This is a genomic window from Actinokineospora iranica (assembly GCF_900101685.1).
Classification (GTDB): Bacteria; Actinomycetota; Actinomycetes; order Mycobacteriales; family Pseudonocardiaceae; genus Actinokineospora; species Actinokineospora iranica.
Genome location: NZ_FMZZ01000008.1, coordinates 184,906 through 203,415 on the forward strand (window position 1 = coordinate 184,906; position 18,510 = coordinate 203,415).

An 18,510-nucleotide genomic window follows, 5' to 3' on the forward strand; every position below is an offset into this window, starting at 1 on the left:
TCGCTCGCGAGTTCGCTCACCGGGTGCTCCTCACAGCGGGATGTCACAGCGGGATGTTGCCGTGCTTCTTGGGCGGCAGGGTCTCACGCTTGTCCCGCAGAATGCGCAGTGACCGGGCGACGTACCCGCGCGTGTGCGACGGCGGGATGACCGAGTCGACGTACCCGCGCTCAGCGGCCACATACGGGTTGAGCAGCGTGTCCTCGTACTCGCGGTCCAGCTTGGCGCGCAGCGCGTCGACGTCCTCGCCCGCGTCGAGCGCGGCCTTGAGCGTCTTGCGGTGCAGGATGTTCGACGCCCCGGACGCGCCCATGACCGCGATCTGCGCGGTCGGCCAGGCCAGGTTCATGTCCGCGCCGAGGTGCTTGGAGCCCATCACGTCGTACGCGCCGCCGTACGCCTTGCGGGTGATGACGGTGACCAGCGGGACGGTGGCCTCGGCGTAGGCGTAGATCAGCTTCGCGCCGCGGCGGATGATGCCGGTCCACTCCTGGTCGGTGCCCGGGAGGAAGCCGGGGACGTCGACGAAGGTCAGCACCGGGATGTTGAACGCGTCGCAGGTGCGCACGAACCGCGCGGCCTTCTCCGAGGCGTCGATGTCGAGGCAGCCCGCGAACTGGGTGGGCTGGTTGGCGACCACGCCGACGCTGTGCCCCTCGACCCGGCCGAAGCCGACGATGATGTTCGGCGCGAACAGCGGGTGGACTTCCAGGAACTCGCCGTCGTCGACGACCCGGTGGATCACCTCGTGCATGTCGTAGGGCTGGTTCGCCGAGTCCGGGATCAGCGTCTCCAGCTCACGGTCGCTGTCGGTCAGGTTGTCGCTGACCGCGCCCTCTTCGCCGAAACCAGAAAAGACCGGGGCGTCGGAAAGATTGTTCGACGGGAGGAAGGAGAGCAGCTCCTTGACGTAAGAGATCGCGTCTTCCTCGTCGGCGCCCATGTAGTGCGCGACACCGGACTTGGTGTTGTGCGTGCGCGCGCCGCCCAGCTCCTCCAGCGTCACCTCTTCACCGGTGACGGTCTTGACCACGTCCGGGCCGGTGATGAACATCTGCGAGGTCTGGTCGACCATGACGATGAAGTCGGTCAGCGCGGGGGAGTAGACGTGCCCGCCCGCGTTCGCGCCCATGATCAGCGAGATCTGCGGCACGACGCCGGAGGCCCGCACGTTGCGGGTGAAGATCTCGCCGTAGAGGCCGAGGGAGACCACGCCCTCCTGGATGCGCGCGCCGCCGCCCTCGTTGATGCCGACGATCGGGCGGCCGGTCTTGATGGCGAGGTCCATCACCTTGACGATCTTCTCGCCGTACACCTGGCCGAGTGAACCGCCGAAGACGGTCACGTCCTGGCTGAACACGCACACCGGGCGGCCGTCGACCGTGCCGTAGCCGGTGACGACGCCGTCGCCGTAGGGGCGGTTCTTCTCCAGGCCGAAGTTGGTCGACCGGTGCCGGGCCAGCTCGTCGAGCTCGACGAACGACCCGGGGTCGAGCAGCATGTCGATGCGCTCGCGGGCGGTCATCTTGCCCTTGGCGTGCTGTTTCTCCACGGCGCGGGCAGACCCCGCGTGCACGGCTTCCTCATTGCGGCGGTACAGGTCCGCCAGCTTGCCCGCCGTCGTGTGGATGTCCGGCTCGTCCACGGGAGACTGCCCGATCGGCTCGGTCGCGCTGCTCATGGCCCGGCAGCCTAGCGACCCCGGGGGCCACACAGGTGCAATGCGTTGGACACATCACCCCTATTCACCACCGGTCTTGACCTCCAGCGCACTGGAGACAGCAAGCTCGCACCGCCGCCTCCGGCCCGGTTGTCCTGCTCCGACCGGCCGGGCCCGGGGGTCGGCTCTACCCTCTTACCCATGGCAGCTCTCGACGTCGAGGCCCTGCGCGCGGCTCTGGTCGGCTCTTACGCCGCGCTGGACGTGGTGCCCTCCACCGGCTCCACCAACGCCGATCTGGTGGCCGCCGCCGCGGCGGGCGCGGCCGACCGCACGGTCCTGATCGCCGAGGAGCAGACGGCCGGGCGGGGCAGACGCGCCCGCGACTGGGTGTCGCCGCCCGAGTCCGGTCTCTACCTGAGCGTGCTGCTGCGGCCCACTGGCGTGCCCACGGCCCGGTTCGGCTCGCTCGCGCTGGTCGCCGGGGTCGCGCTGGCCCGCACCGCGCGCCATGTCGGGGTGTTCGCCGCGCTCAAGTGGCCCAACGACCTGCTGGCAGGCGCGAACATGGCCAAGTGCGCGGGCGTGCTCGCCGAGGCCAGCGCGGGTCGCGAGCCTGCCGTGGTGGTGGGTATCGGGCTCAACGTGGGGCCGCTGCCTACCGAGGTCCCGGTAGGACCGGGTGGACTACCGGCGACGTCGCTGTCGCAGGAAGACGGCACTGCCGACCGCACAGAGGTGGCCATCGCCCTGCTGCGCTCGTTCGCCGAGGCCGAGCAGTCCTGGCGCGGCGCCCAGGGCGACCTGGTCACCTCCGGGCTGCTCGCGCACTACCGCGGCAACTGCTCCACGCTCGGCCAACGCGTCCGGGTGGAGTTGCCGGACGGGTCCGACCTACAGGGGCTGGCCACCGACATCGACCACGACGGCCAGCTTGTCCTCGACGTGGAAGGCGTCGCGCGGACGGTGTCCGCGGGCGATGTCGTCCACCTGCGCGCGGCACGCTGACCGACCCTCGGTCTACTTGGACAGTCCACAGGACCGCGGGCGCGTTCCGCGAGTACGGTAACCCGCGTCATCAGTGATGATCGGGAGGACAACCGTGGCATACCCCGACGACTTGCTCAGCGACAGCGAGCGCGTCGTGCTGCACAAGCACCCGCACTGGAAGATGCTGCTGGTGCCTTACCTGGTCCTGATCATCACGATCGGCCTGGGCATCTGGCTCTCCATCCTCGCCCAAGACCTCGACTGGGCGATGGTGGCCTGGATCATCATCGGCGCGGTCGCGCTGGTGCTGATCGTCTGGCTGTTCTTCGTGCCGTTCGTGCGCTGGCGCACGACCCACTTCATCGTCACCACCGACCGGGTCATGGCCCGCGAGGGCGTGATCAAGCGCAACGGCATCGACATCCCGCTCTCCCGGATCAGCAGCGTGCGCTTCGAGCACGGCCTGATCGACCGGATCGTCGGCTGCGGCACCCTGATCATCGAGTCCAGCTCGCAGGACCCGCTGGAGTTCGACGACATCCCCAGCGTCGAGAAGGTCCACACGCTGCTCTACCGCGAGGTCAACGACAACCCGCACGACGACTTCCACCGCCAGGCCCCGCCGACCCAGCAGTACCCGCCGGGCGACCCGCACGGCGGACGGCGCTAGCTGTGGGCGCGCGCGAGGCGGGTCTGCCCGCGGTCGTGCCCGCGGTGGGCCTGCCGTCCCGGGTGACGATCTGGGAGGTCGGCGCGCGCGACGGACTGCAGAACGAGCAGGCGGTGGTGCCGGTCGAGGTGAAGCTGGAGTTCCTCGACCGGCTCGCCGCCGCCGGGCTCGGCGTGCTGGAGGCGACCAGCTTCGTGCACCCCCGGTGGGTGCCCCAGCTCGCCGACGCGGAAGACCTGCTGGCGCGGCTGCGGCAAGCCGACGGCGTGCGCTACCCGGTGCTGGTCCCCAACGAGCGCGGCCTCGACCGGGCGCTGGCCGCGGGCGTCCGGCACGTCGCGATCTTCGGCAGCGCCACCGAGACCTTCGCCAAGCGCAACCTCAACCGCACGTTGGACGAGCAGTACGCGATGTTCGAGCCGGTCGTCGCCCGCGCCAGGGCCGAGGGCCTCGACGTGCGCGCGTACGTGTCGATGTGCTTCGGCGACCCGTGGGAGGGCCCCGTCGACCCGACGCGGGTCGCGGCCGTCGGCAAGCGGCTGATGGACCTGGGCTGCTCCCAGCTTTCCCTCGGCGACACCATCGGGGTCGCCACCCCGGGGCAGGTCGAGGCCGTGCTCGGGCAGGTCGCCGCGGCTGGTGTCGGGGTCGACGCGGTCGCCGTGCACTTCCACGACACCTACGGCCAGGCGCTGTCCAACACGCTTGCCGCGCTCAGGTTGGGCGTCACCACTGTCGACTCGTCGGCAGGCGGACTGGGGGGCTGTCCGTACGCCGAGTCCGCGACCGGCAACCTCGCCACGGAGGACCTGGTGTGGATGCTCGACGGCCTCGGCGTCGAGACCGGCGTCGACCTGGACAAGCTCGCCGACACCAGCGCGTGGATGGCCGAGCGGCTGGGCAGGCCGAGCCCCTCGCGGGTCGTGCGCGCGCTGCGGGGATGACGTCTTGACTCTTTCCGCGGACGGCAGGCCTACCGGCGCCCTCTTGGCGACCCGGCGATGACGCCCGGTTCGCACCTTGTCGGCGGGCATCCCGTGCTGGTCTGGCGGGCGGCCCGGCCCTGGCTGGCGATCTCGTCCGGACCGCTCGGCGGCGGCATCGGCGAGCGGTCCTGGGTGCTCAACGCGACCGTCCCGCACGACTACGACCGCGCCGACCCCGACGCCCACCTGGCCGAGATCGCCGCGCACCTGGGCCTCACCGGGCCGGGCGCCGGGCTGCTCACCGCCGTGGACGTGCGCGAGGTCGTGTGCCGAGAGGACACCGGGGTGCTGGCCGCCGTCACCACCGGCATCGGCGGCGCCCCCACCTGGGCCGCCAAAGCCGAGCCCGCGCTGGACTACGCGGTCGGCACGATCAACGCTGTCTGCGTGCTGCCGGTCCGACTATCCGAGGCCGCGTTAGTCAACGCTGTCGCGACTGTGGCAGAGGCCAAGGCGCAGGCGCTGTTCGAGCGCGGGGTGCCCGGAACGGGCACGTGCACCGACGCGACAGTGCTGCTGTGCCCGGCCGACGGGCCCGCTGAGCCCTACGGCGGTCCACGCTCCGCGGTGGGCGGCCCGCTGGCCCGCGCCGCGCACGCCGCGGTCTTCGCCGGGCTGGGCTGACTTTCCTCCCGGCCGGTGGAACCGGGGGTGGGATCCGGGCGTCCAACGCGCGACCGGGGACCGTGCCGGTGCCGACTACCCAGCGGAGGTGGCCGTGGTGGCTGACCACCGAGCCCAGGTCGAGGACCTCCTCGCCGACTACCGGCGCGGCCGCGAGCAACTCGCGGAGGTGCACCATGCCCTCGCCGCCATCAGCGAGTCGGCAACCAGCCCGTGCGGGCTGGTCACCGCCACGGTGTCCGCGCAGGGCGCGCTTACCGCGCTGGTCTTGCGGGAGAACGTTTACCGCGTCTACCGCCCGGCCGAATTGGCCGCCGTGATCGTCCGCACCACCGCCGCGGCCGACGCGCTCGCCGCCCGCGCCGCCGGGCACGCCGTCGCCCCGGTCCTGCCATCGGGCACCGACCCGGAGGCCCTGCTGCGCGGAACCGCCGACCTCACCGCGGCCGAACTCGTGCCACCGCGACCGCAGGCCGACGAGGAGAGCTTCGAGAACATGACCTGGCTGGAGCCGGGCGCCCCCGGGAGGCCGTGATGACCGGGTACCGGGTGCGGGCACAGCGGCTCGCCGATCACGCGGGCCAGTTCGACGGCTTGGCCGAGCAGGTCGCCGCGGTCCACCGGGAACTCGCCGACCGGTTGGCGGCGGCGGGCCAGTGCTGGGGAGCCGACGAGATCGGCCTGAGTTTCGCCGCCACCCACACCGCCCCAGCCGACAGCACCCTCGGCGGCATCGAGGCCCTGCCCGGCAGGCTCGGCGACGTCGGCGGCCGATTCCGGTCCACCGCCGAGGCTTATCTGGCCAACGAACAGGGAAACTCCCAGATCATCGGCTCTGTGGACGCCTAGGGGGCCCGAGATGGGAATCGAACTGCCCGTCGAACTGGCAGAGGTGGCCGCCGCGGCAGGGGTCCACTGGCCGGAAGCCGACGAGGACAAGATGCGCGAGGCAGCGCAAGCCTGGCGCGACGCGGGAAGCCGGATGGCCGAACTCACCGGCACGGCCGACAGCACTGCCCGCACGGCGCTTACCGCCATCGAGGGAGACACCGCGGACGCAGCGACCAGGCACTGGTCGGCGTTCGTGCAAGCCGACACCGGGCACCTCACCGCCACCGTCGCGGGCTGCGCGGAGGCGGCAGACCGGTTGGAGCGCGCCGCCGACCAGATCGGCGCGGCCAAGGTCGAGATCGTCCGCAACCTGGTCGCCCTCGCCAAGAACACCGACGCGGCCAACAGCGCCGCGGCGGCGGGCCACCCGAGCGCGCTGCTCGGCTTGGACGCCGCGGTGTGCGGCACGGCGGTGAACATCGCGCACATCAAGGACACCCTGGTCAGCGCGGTCCAGCCGAACGGCGGCGATGTGTCGCTGGTGCGGGACGTCGTCAACGCCAATCCGGGCGCGCACGGCCCATCGGCGGGCGGGGGAGCGGCCGGGCCCGCGGGCAGTGGCCTGCTCGGGAACCTGGTGGGCGGCGTCGCCGAGACGGTGAGCGGCGTGGTCCACGGGGTCGCGGACACGGCGCAGGGGGTGGCCACGCCCGCGGGCCCGTCGGGCAAGGAGCCGGGCGGGCTGTCGGGCGCCGTCACGGGAATCGTCGGCGCCGCGACGGGCGCGGTCCACGGAGTGGCGGACACGGCCTCCGGCGCGGTTCAGGGAGCCACCGGCGGCGTGCTGGACACCGCTGCCGGGGTGGTTCGCGGTGTCGCGGACACCGCGGGAGGGGCGCTGCACGGCGTCGCGGGCACGGCGGACGGGGTGGCGGCCGGTGTCGGCGGGGTGGCCCACGGTGTCGCGGACACCGCTTCCGGGGCCCTGCACGGCGTTGCCGACACGGCGAGCGGGGTGGTCGACGGCGAGGTCGTGAGCGACGCGGCCCACCGCGTCGGGGACACCGCGCTGCACGGGCGCACGGACTCGGCCGAGGGCGTGATTCACGGCCTCGCGGACCCGGGCGGGCAGGCGCACGGTCCGGCGGTGGGACTGCCTGGCTCACTCGACGGCGGGCTTACCGGCGAGGCGTTGGCCAACGCCCCCACACCGCCGACCGGCATCCCCCTCGACACCGTCCAGGCGGCTTCGGCGGCCGTCTTGGACGCTCCCGCCCAGGCCCCGGTCTCCGCCCAGCCCGCGGCCCCGGTTACCGGCTCACCTCTTACCGGTCCTCCGCAGGCAGGTTCGCCGCTTACCGGCGCTCCGGTAAGCGGCGGTTCTCCACTCGGTGGTGGGGGTGGTTCCCCGGTCGGTGGAGGTCCCGTCGCCGCGTTCGGGCCTCGCGCTGCCCAAGGAGGCGGCGCGATTCCCGGTCAGCCCGGGGCGGTTCAGGCTCAGCCCGGCGGCACGGTCCCGCCCGGGGGCAAGAGCGCTCCCGCGGGCCAACCCGCTCAGGCCGCGCCGACCGGCTTCCCCGCCCCCGGCAGGCACACCGGGGCGGACCCGCTCTCGTCCACTCCGTTCGCGGACCCCGACGACACGGTGGACGCGGAAGCGCCCACCCCACCCGGCGGGGCGCCCGCGGTGGGCTTCGTCGGCGTCCCGGGCCAGTTCCTCCCCCCGGGATCGGGCGGGCCTGATGCTCCGCGAGCCGGTGGTCCTGGCGGGAGTGTTCCGGGAAGTCCTGGCTCAGGTGGTCCAGCAGCCAACCCCGGTGCGGGGAGTTCGACTGACCCTGGCTCGGTAAGAGCCCGCGACGGCGGTTTCGAGTCGAGCGGCAGGCAGGTGGCGGACGTGGGCCGGCCCAGTGCCCCGCCCCCGACCGCCATCGCGCCCGAGCCACCCAGTCCCCGACAGCGCGGTGAGCGCGACGACGCGGTGATCCTGTTCCTCGTCCACCAGTTCCCCATCGGGCACCTTCCGGTGGCCTCGCACCAGCCCGCGCGGCAGGTGCCACCGCCACCAGTGGAATGGGACTACGCGGCGGGGCTGCGGTTCGAGCCCGGCGACCACCCGCGGTCCGACCTGATCGACCGCGCCACCGTCGTCGGCCGGGTCGACCCGGCGCCCGCGCGGGAGGCGCCGGAGCTGGCCGAGGGCTACGACCCGCTCGCCGGGCAGCACGAGCGGGACTGGGACCGCCGGTTCCTCGTGCGCCCCTACGACCCGGACGACGACTCACCCAGCGAGTACGCGTGGCCGCCCGGCGAGCTGTACCCGGAGGGCGGCACCGCGCCCGGGGAGCCGGAAGTGCTGACCGAGGACACCGTCATCGACCGCTTCGGCACCCCTGAGGGCCGGGTGTTCTCCGCGGACGGCACCGCTTTCGCCCGCCGTTCGCTCCCGCCCGCCCACCTGGCCGCGGGCCATCACCGCTATCGGGTGCTGCGGCCGCTGCCGGTGTGGCGGGCGGTGTCCGCGCCGTGGTTCGGGCAGCCGGGCGGCGGCGAGCGCTACCGCGCCACCCAGTCCGCCGCGGACCTGGTGGCCTTGGGCTATCTCACCGACATCACCCAGGAGGCCGACCAGTGAACGCCGGGACGATCGTGGAGCTGCTGGCGCAGGTGGGCATCCCGTCCGAGGTGGTGTCGGTCGGCGTGGAGGCGGACAACACCTGGTGCCTGCTGCACGACACGGACGGGGAGTCGCCCGGCTGGGAGGTGTTCTGGCGCGAGCAGGGCAACCGCTACGACTGGGCGCGGTTCACCAACGAGCAGGTCGCCTGCCATTACCTGTTCGGCAGGCTTACCTGGTCGCAGGTTATGCGCGGGGCCGTGGGCGTCCTCCCGGCGGCTCAGTCGAGCTGAAGCAGGCCCAGCGCGGCGTCGTGCAGGTGCCCGTTGGAGGTCAGCACGGAGCCGCCGTCGAAGCGCGGCTCGCCGCGCAGGTCGCTGAACCGCCCGCCCGCCTCTTCGACGAGCACCTGCAGCGGCGCGACGTCCCACGGGTTCACGATCGCCTCGGCGGCGAGGTCGATGGCGCCCTCGGCGACCAGGCAGTGCTGCCAGAAGTCCCCGAACGCCCGGTTTTCCCAGCAGGCGTCCACCAGCGACAGGTAGCTCGTCCGGGAGTGGTACTCGACCCACGATCCCAGGTGCGTGGTCGACAGGTAAGCGTCGTCCAGCGCGCGCACCCCGGACACGGAGATCCTCTCCGCCGCTCCGCCGTCGCGCGAGAGCCACGCGCCCGCGCCGCGCGCCGCCCACCACCGCCTGCCCAACGCGGGGGCGCTTACCACGCCGACGACAGGCGAGCCGTTGTCCACAAGAGCGATAAGAGTGGCCCACGCGGGCACGCCGCGCAGGAAGTTCTTAGTCCCATCGATCGGGTCGAGCACCCACACGCGGCCCGCGCCGACAGTGCCGCCGCGTTCCTCACCCGCCACCGCGTCGCCCGGGTGCTCCTCGGCGAGCAGCGCGCGCACGGCGTCCTCGACGGCGGTGTCGGCGTCGGTCACCGGCGTGCGGTCCGGCTTGCGCTCCACCACGAGGTCGAGGGCCTGGAAGCGGGAACGGGTGATCGCGTCGGCCGCGTCGGCCAACCGCAGGGCGAAAGTCAGGTCGGGGGACACGGGAACGATCGTGTCACGCCTAGGCTGGGCTTCGTGAGCGTGGTGCTGCTGGCCGAGGACGACGCGGCGATAGCCGACCCCCTGTCGCGTGCTCTGCACCGGGAGGGCTATGAGGTGCAGGTGGTCGGCGACGGCCACCGGGCCCTGGAGATGGCCTCGACCGGCCATCCGGACCTCCTTGTCCTCGATCTGGGCCTGCCCGGCCTGGACGGCCTCGACGTGTGCCGCAGGCTGCGCGCGGCGGGCCGGGGCATCCCGGTGCTGATGCTGACCGCCCGCGCCGACGAGGTCGACTTCGTGGTCGGCCTGGACGCGGGCGCCGACGACTACGTGGCCAAGCCGTTCCGGCTGGCCGAGCTGCTGGCCCGGATCCGGGCGCTGCTGCGCAGGCAGGCTCCGGGCGCGATCGACGTCAACGGGGTCCGGATGGACCTCGCCGCCCGGGTGGTCACTGTGGACGGCACGGAGATCACCCTGGCGAACAAGGAGTTCGAGCTGCTGCGGGTGCTGATCCAGCGGGCGGGCCAGGTGGTCACCCGGGAGGAAATCCTCACCGAGGTGTGGAGCGACCCCGAACTCAAGACCAGCAAGACCCTCGACATGCACATGTCCTGGCTGCGCCGGAAGCTCGGCGAAGGCGGCCCGAGGTCTACCGAGCGGCGGATAGCCACGGTGCGCGGCGTCGGTTTCCGGTTCAACGCCGAGTGACGATGCGCCGCCGAATCCTGCTCGCGATCCTGCTCGCGGTGACGATCACCGCGTGCGCCCTGGGCATCCCACTCGGGTACACGGCCCTGCAGGTGGTCGAGAGCGTGACCAGGGACGACCTGGCGGCCCGCGCGCAGCAGATCGCCGCGACCCTGGACGACGAGATCGCCAACGGCCGCGGCGTCGACCTCACGACCGTGGCGCTGGCCGTTCCGCAGGGCGGCAGGCTGACGGTGATTCTGCCCGGCCACCCCGAGCGGGCGCTGGGACCCGAGCCGGTCGAGGACATGGTCAGCGAAGAGGTGCCGATCGTCCAGCAGGGGTGGGTGCGCCTCGACGTGGACGCGGCCCCGATGCGGACCCGGCAGACGCAGGTGGCTGTTCTGGTGGCCCTGGTAGTCGTGCTGACGGTCGCCGTAGGCACGGTTGTCGCGATGGTGACAGCGCAGCGTCTGGCGCGCCCTCTTAGACATGTCGCCGACCGGGCAAGCCGACTCGGCGCGGGTGACTTCCGCCTCGACCCGGCCCGTTACGACCTGCACGAGCTGGACATGGTGGCCGAGGCACTCGACGCGTCCGCCACCGCGCTGGCCCAGCTCGTCCAGCGCGAGCGCGACCTGGTCGGCGACGTCTCCCACCAGCTCCGCAGCCGCCTGACCGCGTTGCAGCTCCGGCTGGAGGCGCTGACCCAGACCGCGGACGAGGACGCCGCGGCCGAGGCCGAGGAAGCCCTGCACCAGGCCGAGCGGCTCGCCGACGTCCTGGACGAGTTGTTGGCCGCAGCCCGGGAGGCGCGCGCGCTGGGGGCCGAGCCGGTGGACCTGACCCACGAGCTCACCGCGATCGCCGAGGAGTGGAGCGAGATGCTGCGCTCGGAGGGCCGGTCTCTGCGGCTGCGGGTCGCCCCCGGCCTGCGCGCCCGCGTCACGCCCGCGCGGCTGAGAGAGGCGATCGGGGTCCTCTTGGACAACGCCCGGCGCCATGGTGGCGGCACGGTGACCGTGTCCGCGAGACGCGGCGACGCCAGCCGGTCGGACACCGTGCTCGTCGAGGTGACCGACGGCGGCAGCGGCGTCCCGGACGAGCTGGCCCCGCACATTTTCGAGCGCGGGGTCTCCGGCGCGGGCTCCACCGGCGTGGGGCTGGCGCTGGCGCGGGCCCTGGTCGACTCCGACGGTGGCAGGCTTGAGCTGTCTACCGCCCGTCCGACCACGTTCACCATGTTCCTGCCGGTCTCCAGGCCAGGAAACGCAAGAGGCATTCGTTGGCCGACCGAAAGGTCGCCGCGTTAGGCGTGTCCCAGTTCCCGCCCTAGTTCCTCTGTGTCGGCCTCGTCTTCCTTGGCCGAGCCTTCCTCGGTCAGGTCGTCGCCGCGCCGCCGACGGCCCAGTTCGTCGGGGAAGACCCACTTCTTGAATCCCCAGAATCGGAAGAACATCGCCAGCAGCATCCCGATGATCGACCCGCTGGCGAAGTCCGCGACCTCTTGCACCAGTCGGCTCACATGCGGCACTTCGAGGTCGAAGACATAGCGGGACACGTACGGCGGGATCAGGTTGATCACGACGCCGCCCGCGCTGATCAGGAAGAACAGCGCGGCCTCGTGGTGGCGCTCGCGTCCGCCGCGGGTCCGGAAAGACCACTCGCGATTGAGCACATAAGAGGCGATCGTGGCCACGATGATCGCGATGGCCTTGGCGGTGATCGGCTTGCTCTCCAGCACGGTGAGCTTCAGCAGGTACCAAATGCCATTGTCGATCAAGAATGTGGTGCCGCCGACGATGGCGAACTTCAACAGTTCCCGGTGCTTGATCAGCACGGCCCGCAGCGGCGCCGGGACCCGGGCCAGCACTGTCTCGACGACGGTCACCGGCGCAGTCTACGGAAATCGGAAACGGGGCCGGTCAGTCACGCCGCCCGCTCGGTCTCGCCGTCGCCGCGAACCGGACGCAACGGACGAACCCGGCCGTCCGCCTCCGGGAAAACCCACTTCTTGAACGCCCACCACCGGAAGACCATCGCGACGAGGGTGCCCAAGATGTTCCCGAACCCGAAGTCGGCGATCTCCTGGGCGAGCAGCGTCACGTGGGGGACCTCTAGGTGCAAGAGGTAGCGCGAGACGACCAGCGGCAGCGAGTTGAGTCCCACGCCGATCCCGCTGATCAGGAAGAACAGCGCCGCCTCGTGCGGGCGCTCCCGGCCGCCGCGGTCCTGGAACGACCACTCGCGGTTGAGGATGTAGGACACGATTGTGGCGATGATCACCGCGATCGCCAGCGCGGTCACCGGGTTCCGGTTGAGCACGGTGAGCTTGAGCGCGTAGTTGACCACGGTGGTCACGACGAAGCAGACGCCGCCGACCACGGCGAACCTCAGCAGTTCGCGGTGCTTGATGAGGGTCACGCGCAGCGGCTCGGGAAGGCGAGCGAGCACGTTCTCGACGACGGCCATGGCGGCGGAGTCTATCCAGGCTGGTCACCGCCACGGCCCGGGATGGTCGGGAAACCCGGTCAGCAGGGCAGGCCCCACCACCACCTCGACCACTTCGGCCACGCCTTGTCCGCGCAGACCGGCACGTCGCCGGGTCTGGCGCCGGGTTTGGCGGCGGGGGCCGCCGTCGTGGTGGGCACGGCCGGGGCCTTGGTCGTCGTGGGCGCGACGTCGGCTGGCTTGGGCGGGGCCTTGGTGGTCTTGGCAGGCGCGGGCGGTGGGGCGATCCTCGGCGGGGTCGTGGTCACGGGCGGAGCCGCTGGGGACGGCTTCGGCTCGGCGGGGACGGCCGGCTTCTCTTCCTGCACCGCGTTGGGCCACCACGGCACCCACGGGAACCAGGAGATGGTCACCGTGTCGGTGTCGACCGCGCCGCCCAGCGTCGCGGTCACGGTGATCTTGTGGTCCTGGTCGGCATGTGGGTGGTCCGACGCGCGTTCGCCGCTCACCACGACGCTGACGACCGCCTTGGGCGCGAGAGGCGACGTCGTGGTGCACGTGAACCGCGCGGCTTCCTGCGCGCAGTTCACCGGCGCGGTGGCGGAGCGCAACGTGACCTGGTCGCTGAACGACACCGTCACCGGTTTCGCGCTGTCGCCGGTGTTGCGGGCCAGGGTCACCACCCGGTAGCCGCGCTGCCACGGCCAGATCGCGCCGAACGGGTCGTCCAGGGTCAGCCAGGCGCGGATGTCCACGCCGTCGTTTACCGGCGGGGCGACAATCGTGACCGGCACGGAAATCCGCACGTTGATGGCGGAGCCCGCGGTGACCGATCCGACGATCTGGCCGCCCGCCGCGCTCGGTTCCGCGATCAGGCGGTACAGGAGGGTGACCGACGCGCCCGGCCGCAGTCCCTCTTCCGTGCCGCAGGCAACCGTGCCCGTGCCGCCTTCGCAGTAGACGGTGCCGGTCTGCTGCCGCGCCGCGGCGAGCGGGGCGTCCAGCCGCACCAGCGGGTCTCCGGCGAGCCGGTTGGGGCGGGACGGGATGGCGCTCACGCCCGCGGGCAGCGTTATCGACGAACGGACAGGCTCGGAGACGCTGCCGCCGGTATTGCGGACCGTGATCGGCAGATCGGTGGGCTTACCCGGGACCAGGGAGAGCGGGACGGACGGGCCTTCCGCGGACAGGCTGGCCGGGCCGGGCAGCGGCGTCGGCGCCGGTGAGGGCGGCGGCTGCGGCTGCTCCGGCGCGGGAAGCGACTCCGCGTTCGCCGACATCGGCGAATCCGCCTCGGTGGCGGACGGGCCGGCAGGCGTCTGCTCCTGCTTGGCGGGCATCGACGGCTGCCCAGCGGTGCTCGAGGTCACCACCTCGGTGGGCCGCGGCGGGGCAGCGTCGGGGATCTCCTGGCCGGTCGGCGTCGCGATCAGGCCGACCGCGATCGCGGCGACCATGGCGACCCCGGACGCGGCGGCGCCGACGAACTGGCGCGGCACACTCGCCCCCGCCCCCGCGACCCCGCTCGCCGAGCCGGTGGCGACCGCGCCGCCCACGACCGCGCCCCCCACGACCGCGGTCGACCCGGCCGCGGCCTTCGCCGCGGCGAGGTAGCCGCCGACCGCGAGCGGGCCGAGCACGAGCGGCGCGACGATGAGCCGCAGACCGCCGTTGACGTCGCTGAGTTCCGCGGCGAGCGCGCGGCAGCGGTCGCACTCGTCGAGGTGGACCTCCACCTGCGCGGTCTCCCGCTTGGAGAGCCCGCCACGCACCCACGCGCCCAACCGCTCGGCGGTGGAGCGGCACCGGTCGGCTGTCGTCTCGACCAGGTGAACCTGCAGGTAGGCCTGCCGCAGGCCCTCCCGGGCGCGGTAGGCCAGCGCGGACACGCCGTTGGGGCTCAGGCCCAGCAGCGGCGCGACCTGCGCTGGGGACTGGCCTTCGATCTCGGTGTGCCAGAGGACGGCTTGCCAGCGCTCGGGCAGCTTGGCGAACGCCCGCGCGGCAAGCGAGCGCTCCAGCCCCGCTACCGCCGGGTCGGAGAACGGGACGCTTACCGCGTCAGGGTTGACACCGCTTACCTGCGACACGTCATCCGACAGTTCGACCTTGCGATCGCGGCGGGTCTTGTCGTAAGCGGTGTGCCTGAGCGCGGTAAGCAGATAGGCGCGGAAGGCCGAGTCGGGGCCCCTGCCCTGGCGCAGGGTGTCCAGGACCTTCGCGAACGCCTCGGACACCAGGTCGTCGGCCTCGGCTTGGGACCGGGTCAACTGGCGGGCCAGGTTGTGCGCGGCGGACACGTGACGCTCATAGAGCGAGCCGTACGCCGTGGTGGCCCCAGCCCGCACCGACTCGATCAGCTCGGCGTCACTCGGGCCGTCGATGTCAGCCGGAACGGTGGACACGGTCCTCCCTCGTCTGGTCACCGCGTTCGCGTGCCCCGGCATCCCCGTCCGTGCTTCGCGAGCCGCGTTCCGCGACCAAGTGTGGCGGATGCCCACTCTGCCGTCACTCATCCCTCACGCGGGGGAGGTGATAGCCGAAGGCGTTCACTCGTTCCGCGTCACGTCTGGCCGCGCAAGGCGTTACTCCCAGGGGCATTCGAGAAGGGACTCGACTGTGGCGGTACGAGAGGCGGGCTCACGGCGCCGTGGCGACGCCGACGGCGCCGACCGGGCGTCCGGAGTGCTGCGGGCCAGGTGGCGCACCGCGAGCATCGCGGCGGGCTGGCGTTTTCCCAGCGACTGGGGGGTGCCCGAGGTGGACGACGTGTGCGTGTCGGTGATCACCGACGGCGACCTGGACTCCGCCCTGACCGGACTGGCCAGAGCCAGGGCGCACACCGGCGCGGGTTTAGACGAGACCCTGGCCGACCTCGCCGCGCTGCACGCGGTCCTGCGCTCGCCGCCGGATGACGACGGCCTGGTCGCGGCCGACCCGGACGCCACGCCTGCCGCGCTGCTCCGCACGACCGCGCTGGCCTGGGCGGACGCGGCCCTGGGCGCCCAGCACACGACCGAGTCCACCGAGGCGCTGACCCGGCTGGCCACCGCCGACTACCTGCGGGTCCGCCTCCGCGAGGTCTACGGCCGGGCCCGCAGGGAGAAGTACTGCCCGTCGGAGCACTTCGTGCTGCTCGTCGTCTCCCTGGACCTGGCGACGGTCGCAGGCTGGCCGAGGCTGATGGCGATGGTGCTGGTCGGCGACGTCCTGCGGGCGGTCTTCGACGGCGGCGAGAGCGTCGCCGTGCTCGGCCCGTCCGTCGCGGTCGTCCTCGCCGAGCGGGACAGCAGGCTCGCGCACCGCGCGGCCGACGCCCGGCTGGCCATCGCCGACCGGCTCGCCGTCGACTCGGACCTGCGGTTCGCCAGTGGCCCGGAGATCCGCGTCGAACGCCTGCCGACGACCCACGCCGCGGCGCTGCGACTGGTCCATGCGGTGAGCCGCGCCTGAACCGGGGCATGGTTTGCTGTCCGCGTGACGGAGCAGGCCCTGCGTGAGACCCGGCGCGACCGGTCACCGCGCGATCTGGCGGCCCTGGTGTTCTTCCCCGTGGTGTGCGTGGTGGCGGGCGTCGTCGGCTGGCGGCTCGGGTGGCATCTTGGCGTGGACAACGCGGTTTACCGCTCGGGCGCGGTAGCGCTTCTGCACGGTGAACCGCTCTACGACAACCTGTTCCTCAGCGACGAGCCGTCCTGGGCGCGGTTGCCGTTTACCTACCCGCCGACAGCGGCGCTGTTGTTCGTCCCGTTGGCGCTGGTTCCCACGCAGGTGGCGTGGGGACTGCTCGGCGCGGTGTCCGTGCTGGCGATGGCGCTGGTGGTCAAGCTGGCCGTGGAAGCGCTGCCCAGCCGTCCCCGATGGATGACCCCGGCGCGGACGACGGCGGTGCTGGGAATCGTGCTGCTCGGCATCGAGCCGGTCTGGCGCACGATCTTCCTCGGCCAGATCAACCTGGTGCTGATGGCGCTGATCGTGGTCGACGTCCTGCTGCTCGGCGCGCGCGGCAGCCGGTTCGGCGGCGTGCTGATCGGCGTCGCGGCGGCGGTGAAGCTGACCCCGCTGATCTTCGTCGCGCACCTGCTGGTCACCGGCCGCCGCGCGGACGCCGTGCGCGCGATCGCCACGTTCCTCCTGCTTCAGGGGGCGGTGTTCGCGCTCGTCCCGCACGACGCGGTCCAGTTCTGGGGGCACGCGGTGCGGGACCCGCAGCGCATCGGCCCCATCTACTGGGCGGGCAACCAGTCGATCAACGGCCTGGTCTTGCGGCTGACCGACAACGCCGACTGGTCGATGCAGGTCGCCGCGCCGATCGGGGCGCTTCTCGCCATCCCGTGCGTGCTGTGGGTGCGCCGGTTGCACCTGTCGGACCGGCCGCTACCCGCGTTGCTGGTAACCGCGTTCCTCGGGCTGCTGGTAAGCCCGGTGTCCTGGTCGCACCACTGGGTGTGGGCGGTGCCGCTGGTGGTGTTCCTGCTGTCCCGGCTGCCCGACCCGCTGCCGACCGGTCCCCAGCGGCGCGCCGCGCCGGCCGGGGTGGGCGCGGTGGTGCTGGTGTTCGCCAGCTGCGTGCTGCTGGCGATGCGCAACGGCAAGGCCGTCGAGTTCGAGTGGGGGCCGCTGGAGTACGTGATCGGCAGCGCCTACCTGCTGGTGCCGTTGGCGGCCGGAGCGATACTGCTGGTCAGGCACTCCCGGCGGGCTGGGTAGAGTTCCCTGCTCGTGGACTCACGTACTGGTTTCCCCGTGGTCGGGATGGTCGGCGGCGGGCAGCTCGCGCGGATGACGCACCAGGCCGCGGTCGCCCTCGGCCAGTCGCTGCACGTGCTGGCGGTCAGCGCCGACGAGCCCGCTCCGCTCGTCTCGCCGAACGTGACCCTCGGGCACCACACCGACCTCGACGCGCTGCGCGGGTTCGCCGCGCGCTGCGACGTGCTCACCTTCGACCACGAGCACGTGCCCACCGCGCACCTGCGCGCGCTGGTCGCCGACGGCGTCAAGGTCCACCCCGGGCCGGACGCGCTGGTGCACGCCCAGGACAAGCTGGTCATGCGTGAGAAGCTGGCTGCTCTCGGACTGCCCGTCCCGGAGTTCGCCGCGATCACCGACGTCGCGGCGGCGGTGAAGTTCGGCGACGCGGTCGGCTGGCCGTTCGTGCTCAAGGCCGCGCGCGGCGGCTACGACGGCCGGGGCGTGTGGATGCTTTCCGGCCCGGAGGAAGCCGCGTCGCTGATTCCCGAGCTGCTGGCGGCAGGCACCCCGCTGCTTGCCGAGCGGAAGGTAGCGATGCGCCGTGAGCTGGCCGCGTTGGTCGCCCGGTCGCCATTCGGGCAGGGCGCGTGCTGGCCGGTAGTGGAGACCGTGCAGGAGGACGGCATCTGCGTGGAGGTGCTGGCCCCCGCCCCCGGGCTGTCGCGGGAACTGGCCGACAGCGTCCAGGACCTGGCGCTGCGGGTGGCCACGGAACTCGACGTCGTGGGTGTGCTCGCTGTCGAGCTGTTCGAGACCGACGACGGCGTGGTCGTCAACGAACTCGCGATGCGGCCGCACAACTCCGGCCACTGGACCATCGAAGGCGCGCGCACCTCCCAGTTCGAGCAGCACCTGCGCGCCGTCTTGGACTACCCGATGGGCGCGACCGACCCGGTGGCCCCCGCCGTCGTCATGGCCAACGTCCTCGGCGCGGCCGAGCCCCCCGCGATGGGCGCCGACGAGCGGCTGCACCACCTGTTCGCCCGCTTCCGCGACGCGCACGTGCACTACTACGGCAAGCAGGAACGCCCCGGCCGCAAAATCGGCCACGTGACCTTCCTCGGCGACGACATGGCCGAGGTCCGCAAACGCGCAGCCCTGGCAGCGCACTGGCTGTCCACCGGCGTCTGGCCGGACGGCCACGAGATCCACTAGGAGCGACCCCGTGTCTGACCCCACCCCCGC

The 18,510-nt window shown here is 72.4% G+C and carries 18 protein-coding genes; 13 read left to right on the forward strand and 5 right to left on the reverse strand.

The features are described 5' to 3' along the window. Nucleotides 1-43: 43 nt before the first annotated feature. A complete protein-coding gene (locus BLS56_RS17975) occupies nt 44-1,681 on the reverse strand; it encodes an acyl-CoA carboxylase subunit beta (protein WP_091452104.1) in 1,638 nt (545 codons plus the stop codon). Between the two features lie 180 nt (nt 1,682-1,861). Here BLS56_RS17975 and BLS56_RS17980 point away from each other — a divergent pair, with 180 nt between their 5' ends. From BLS56_RS17980 to BLS56_RS18015, 8 genes are all read left to right on the forward strand, one after another. Then, entirely contained in the window at nt 1,862-2,668 is an 807-nt protein-coding gene (locus BLS56_RS17980) for a biotin--[acetyl-CoA-carboxylase] ligase (RefSeq protein ID WP_091452106.1), read from the forward strand. 94 nt (nt 2,669-2,762) lie between these two features. Further along, nucleotides 2,763-3,320 (forward strand): PH domain-containing protein, encoded by a 558-nt coding sequence (locus BLS56_RS17985; protein WP_091452109.1) that lies wholly within the window; start codon nt 2,763-2,765, stop codon nt 3,318-3,320. Nucleotides 3,321-3,322: 2 nt separating this feature from the next. After that, on the forward strand, nt 3,323-4,264 hold the full coding sequence (locus BLS56_RS17990; RefSeq protein ID WP_091452112.1) for a hydroxymethylglutaryl-CoA lyase: 942 nt from the start codon (nt 3,323-3,325) through the stop codon (nt 4,262-4,264). Between the two features lie 57 nt (nt 4,265-4,321). After that, on the forward strand, nt 4,322-4,930 hold the full coding sequence (locus BLS56_RS17995; protein ID WP_091452115.1) for an adenosylcobinamide amidohydrolase: 609 nt from the start codon (nt 4,322-4,324) through the stop codon (nt 4,928-4,930). A gap of 97 nt (nt 4,931-5,027) precedes the next feature. Further along, a complete protein-coding gene (locus BLS56_RS18000) occupies nt 5,028-5,465 on the forward strand; it encodes a YbaB/EbfC family nucleoid-associated protein (protein ID WP_091452454.1) in 438 nt (145 codons plus the stop codon). Further along, nucleotides 5,465-5,779, forward strand: coding sequence for a WXG100 family type VII secretion target (locus BLS56_RS18005; RefSeq protein ID WP_091452118.1), 315 nt, complete (start codon nt 5,465-5,467; stop codon nt 5,777-5,779). Before BLS56_RS18000 ends, BLS56_RS18005 begins: the two co-directional genes overlap by 1 nt. A 10-nt stretch (nt 5,780-5,789) precedes the next feature. Then, entirely contained in the window at nt 5,790-8,396 is a 2,607-nt protein-coding gene (locus tag BLS56_RS32335; protein WP_228771729.1) for a TNT domain-containing protein, read from the forward strand. Continuing rightward, nucleotides 8,393-8,671, forward strand: a complete 279-nt coding sequence (locus tag BLS56_RS18015) for a hypothetical protein (RefSeq protein ID WP_091452121.1) — start codon at nt 8,393-8,395, stop codon at nt 8,669-8,671. Before BLS56_RS32335 ends, BLS56_RS18015 begins: the two co-directional genes overlap by 4 nt. Here BLS56_RS18015 and hisN read toward each other — a convergent pair. Continuing rightward, nucleotides 8,659-9,435, reverse strand: coding sequence for a histidinol-phosphatase (hisN, locus tag BLS56_RS18020; RefSeq protein WP_407640530.1), 777 nt, complete (start codon nt 9,433-9,435; stop codon nt 8,659-8,661). The genes BLS56_RS18015 and hisN overlap by 13 nt on opposite strands. A gap of 39 nt (nt 9,436-9,474) precedes the next feature. On the opposite strand from hisN, the gene BLS56_RS18025 reads away from it, so the two are divergent. Both BLS56_RS18025 and BLS56_RS18030 read left to right on the forward strand, forming a co-directional pair. Continuing rightward, nucleotides 9,475-10,143 (forward strand): response regulator transcription factor, encoded by a 669-nt coding sequence (locus BLS56_RS18025; protein ID WP_091452124.1) that lies wholly within the window; start codon nt 9,475-9,477, stop codon nt 10,141-10,143. A gap of 2 nt (nt 10,144-10,145) precedes the next feature. Further along, complete coding sequence (locus BLS56_RS18030) at nt 10,146-11,435, forward strand: ATP-binding protein (RefSeq protein WP_091452127.1); 1,290 nt, start codon at nt 10,146-10,148, stop codon at nt 11,433-11,435. Here the strand turns inward: BLS56_RS18030 and BLS56_RS18035 are convergent. Genes BLS56_RS18035 through BLS56_RS32800 form a run of 3 tightly spaced genes read right to left on the reverse strand, consistent with a single transcriptional unit; the run spans nt 11,432 to nt 14,978 of the window. Further along, nucleotides 11,432-12,013, reverse strand: coding sequence for a GtrA family protein (locus BLS56_RS18035; RefSeq protein WP_091452129.1), 582 nt, complete (start codon nt 12,011-12,013; stop codon nt 11,432-11,434). The genes BLS56_RS18030 and BLS56_RS18035 overlap by 4 nt on opposite strands. A gap of 38 nt (nt 12,014-12,051) precedes the next feature. Further along, a complete protein-coding gene (locus BLS56_RS18040) occupies nt 12,052-12,594 on the reverse strand; it encodes a GtrA family protein (protein ID WP_091452133.1) in 543 nt (180 codons plus the stop codon). A 59-nt stretch (nt 12,595-12,653) separates the two neighbouring features. Further along, complete coding sequence (locus tag BLS56_RS32800) at nt 12,654-14,978, reverse strand: sigma-70 family RNA polymerase sigma factor (protein ID WP_091452137.1); 2,325 nt, start codon at nt 14,976-14,978, stop codon at nt 12,654-12,656. A 214-nt stretch (nt 14,979-15,192) separates the two neighbouring features. Between BLS56_RS32800 and BLS56_RS18050 the strand changes: the two genes are divergently transcribed. The 3 genes from BLS56_RS18050 to BLS56_RS18060 are packed head-to-tail and all read left to right on the forward strand — an operon-like array spanning nt 15,193 to nt 18,480. After that, nucleotides 15,193-16,026, forward strand: a complete 834-nt coding sequence (locus BLS56_RS18050; protein ID WP_228771732.1) for a GGDEF domain-containing protein — start codon at nt 15,193-15,195, stop codon at nt 16,024-16,026. A 24-nt stretch (nt 16,027-16,050) separates the two neighbouring features. Then, complete coding sequence (locus BLS56_RS18055; RefSeq protein ID WP_091452140.1) at nt 16,051-17,283, forward strand: glycosyltransferase 87 family protein; 1,233 nt, start codon at nt 16,051-16,053, stop codon at nt 17,281-17,283. Nucleotides 17,284-17,295: 12 nt separating this feature from the next. Next, nucleotides 17,296-18,480 (forward strand): 5-(carboxyamino)imidazole ribonucleotide synthase, encoded by a 1,185-nt coding sequence (locus BLS56_RS18060; protein WP_091452141.1) that lies wholly within the window; start codon nt 17,296-17,298, stop codon nt 18,478-18,480. The last annotated feature ends 30 nt before the right edge of the window (nt 18,481-18,510 follow it).

Excerpts from the sequence above, each read along its gene's own strand:
- BLS56_RS18040 (WP_091452133.1), bottom strand. The coding sequence starts at position 12,594 with ATGGCCGTCGTCGAGAACGTGCTCGCTCGCCTTCCCGAGCCGCTGCGC.
- BLS56_RS17995 (WP_091452115.1), top strand. The coding sequence starts at position 4,322 with ATGACGCCCGGTTCGCACCTTGTCGGCGGGCATCCCGTGCTGGTCTGG.
- BLS56_RS17980 (WP_091452106.1), top strand. The coding sequence starts at position 1,862 with ATGGCAGCTCTCGACGTCGAGGCCCTGCGCGCGGCTCTGGTCGGCTCT.
- BLS56_RS32335 (WP_228771729.1), top strand. The coding sequence starts at position 5,790 with ATGGGAATCGAACTGCCCGTCGAACTGGCAGAGGTGGCCGCCGCGGCA.
- BLS56_RS17975 (WP_091452104.1), bottom strand. The coding sequence starts at position 1,681 with ATGAGCAGCGCGACCGAGCCGATCGGGCAGTCTCCCGTGGACGAGCCG.
- BLS56_RS18005 (WP_091452118.1), top strand. The coding sequence starts at position 5,465 with ATGACCGGGTACCGGGTGCGGGCACAGCGGCTCGCCGATCACGCGGGC.
- BLS56_RS18030 (WP_091452127.1), top strand. The coding sequence starts at position 10,146 with ATGCGCCGCCGAATCCTGCTCGCGATCCTGCTCGCGGTGACGATCACC.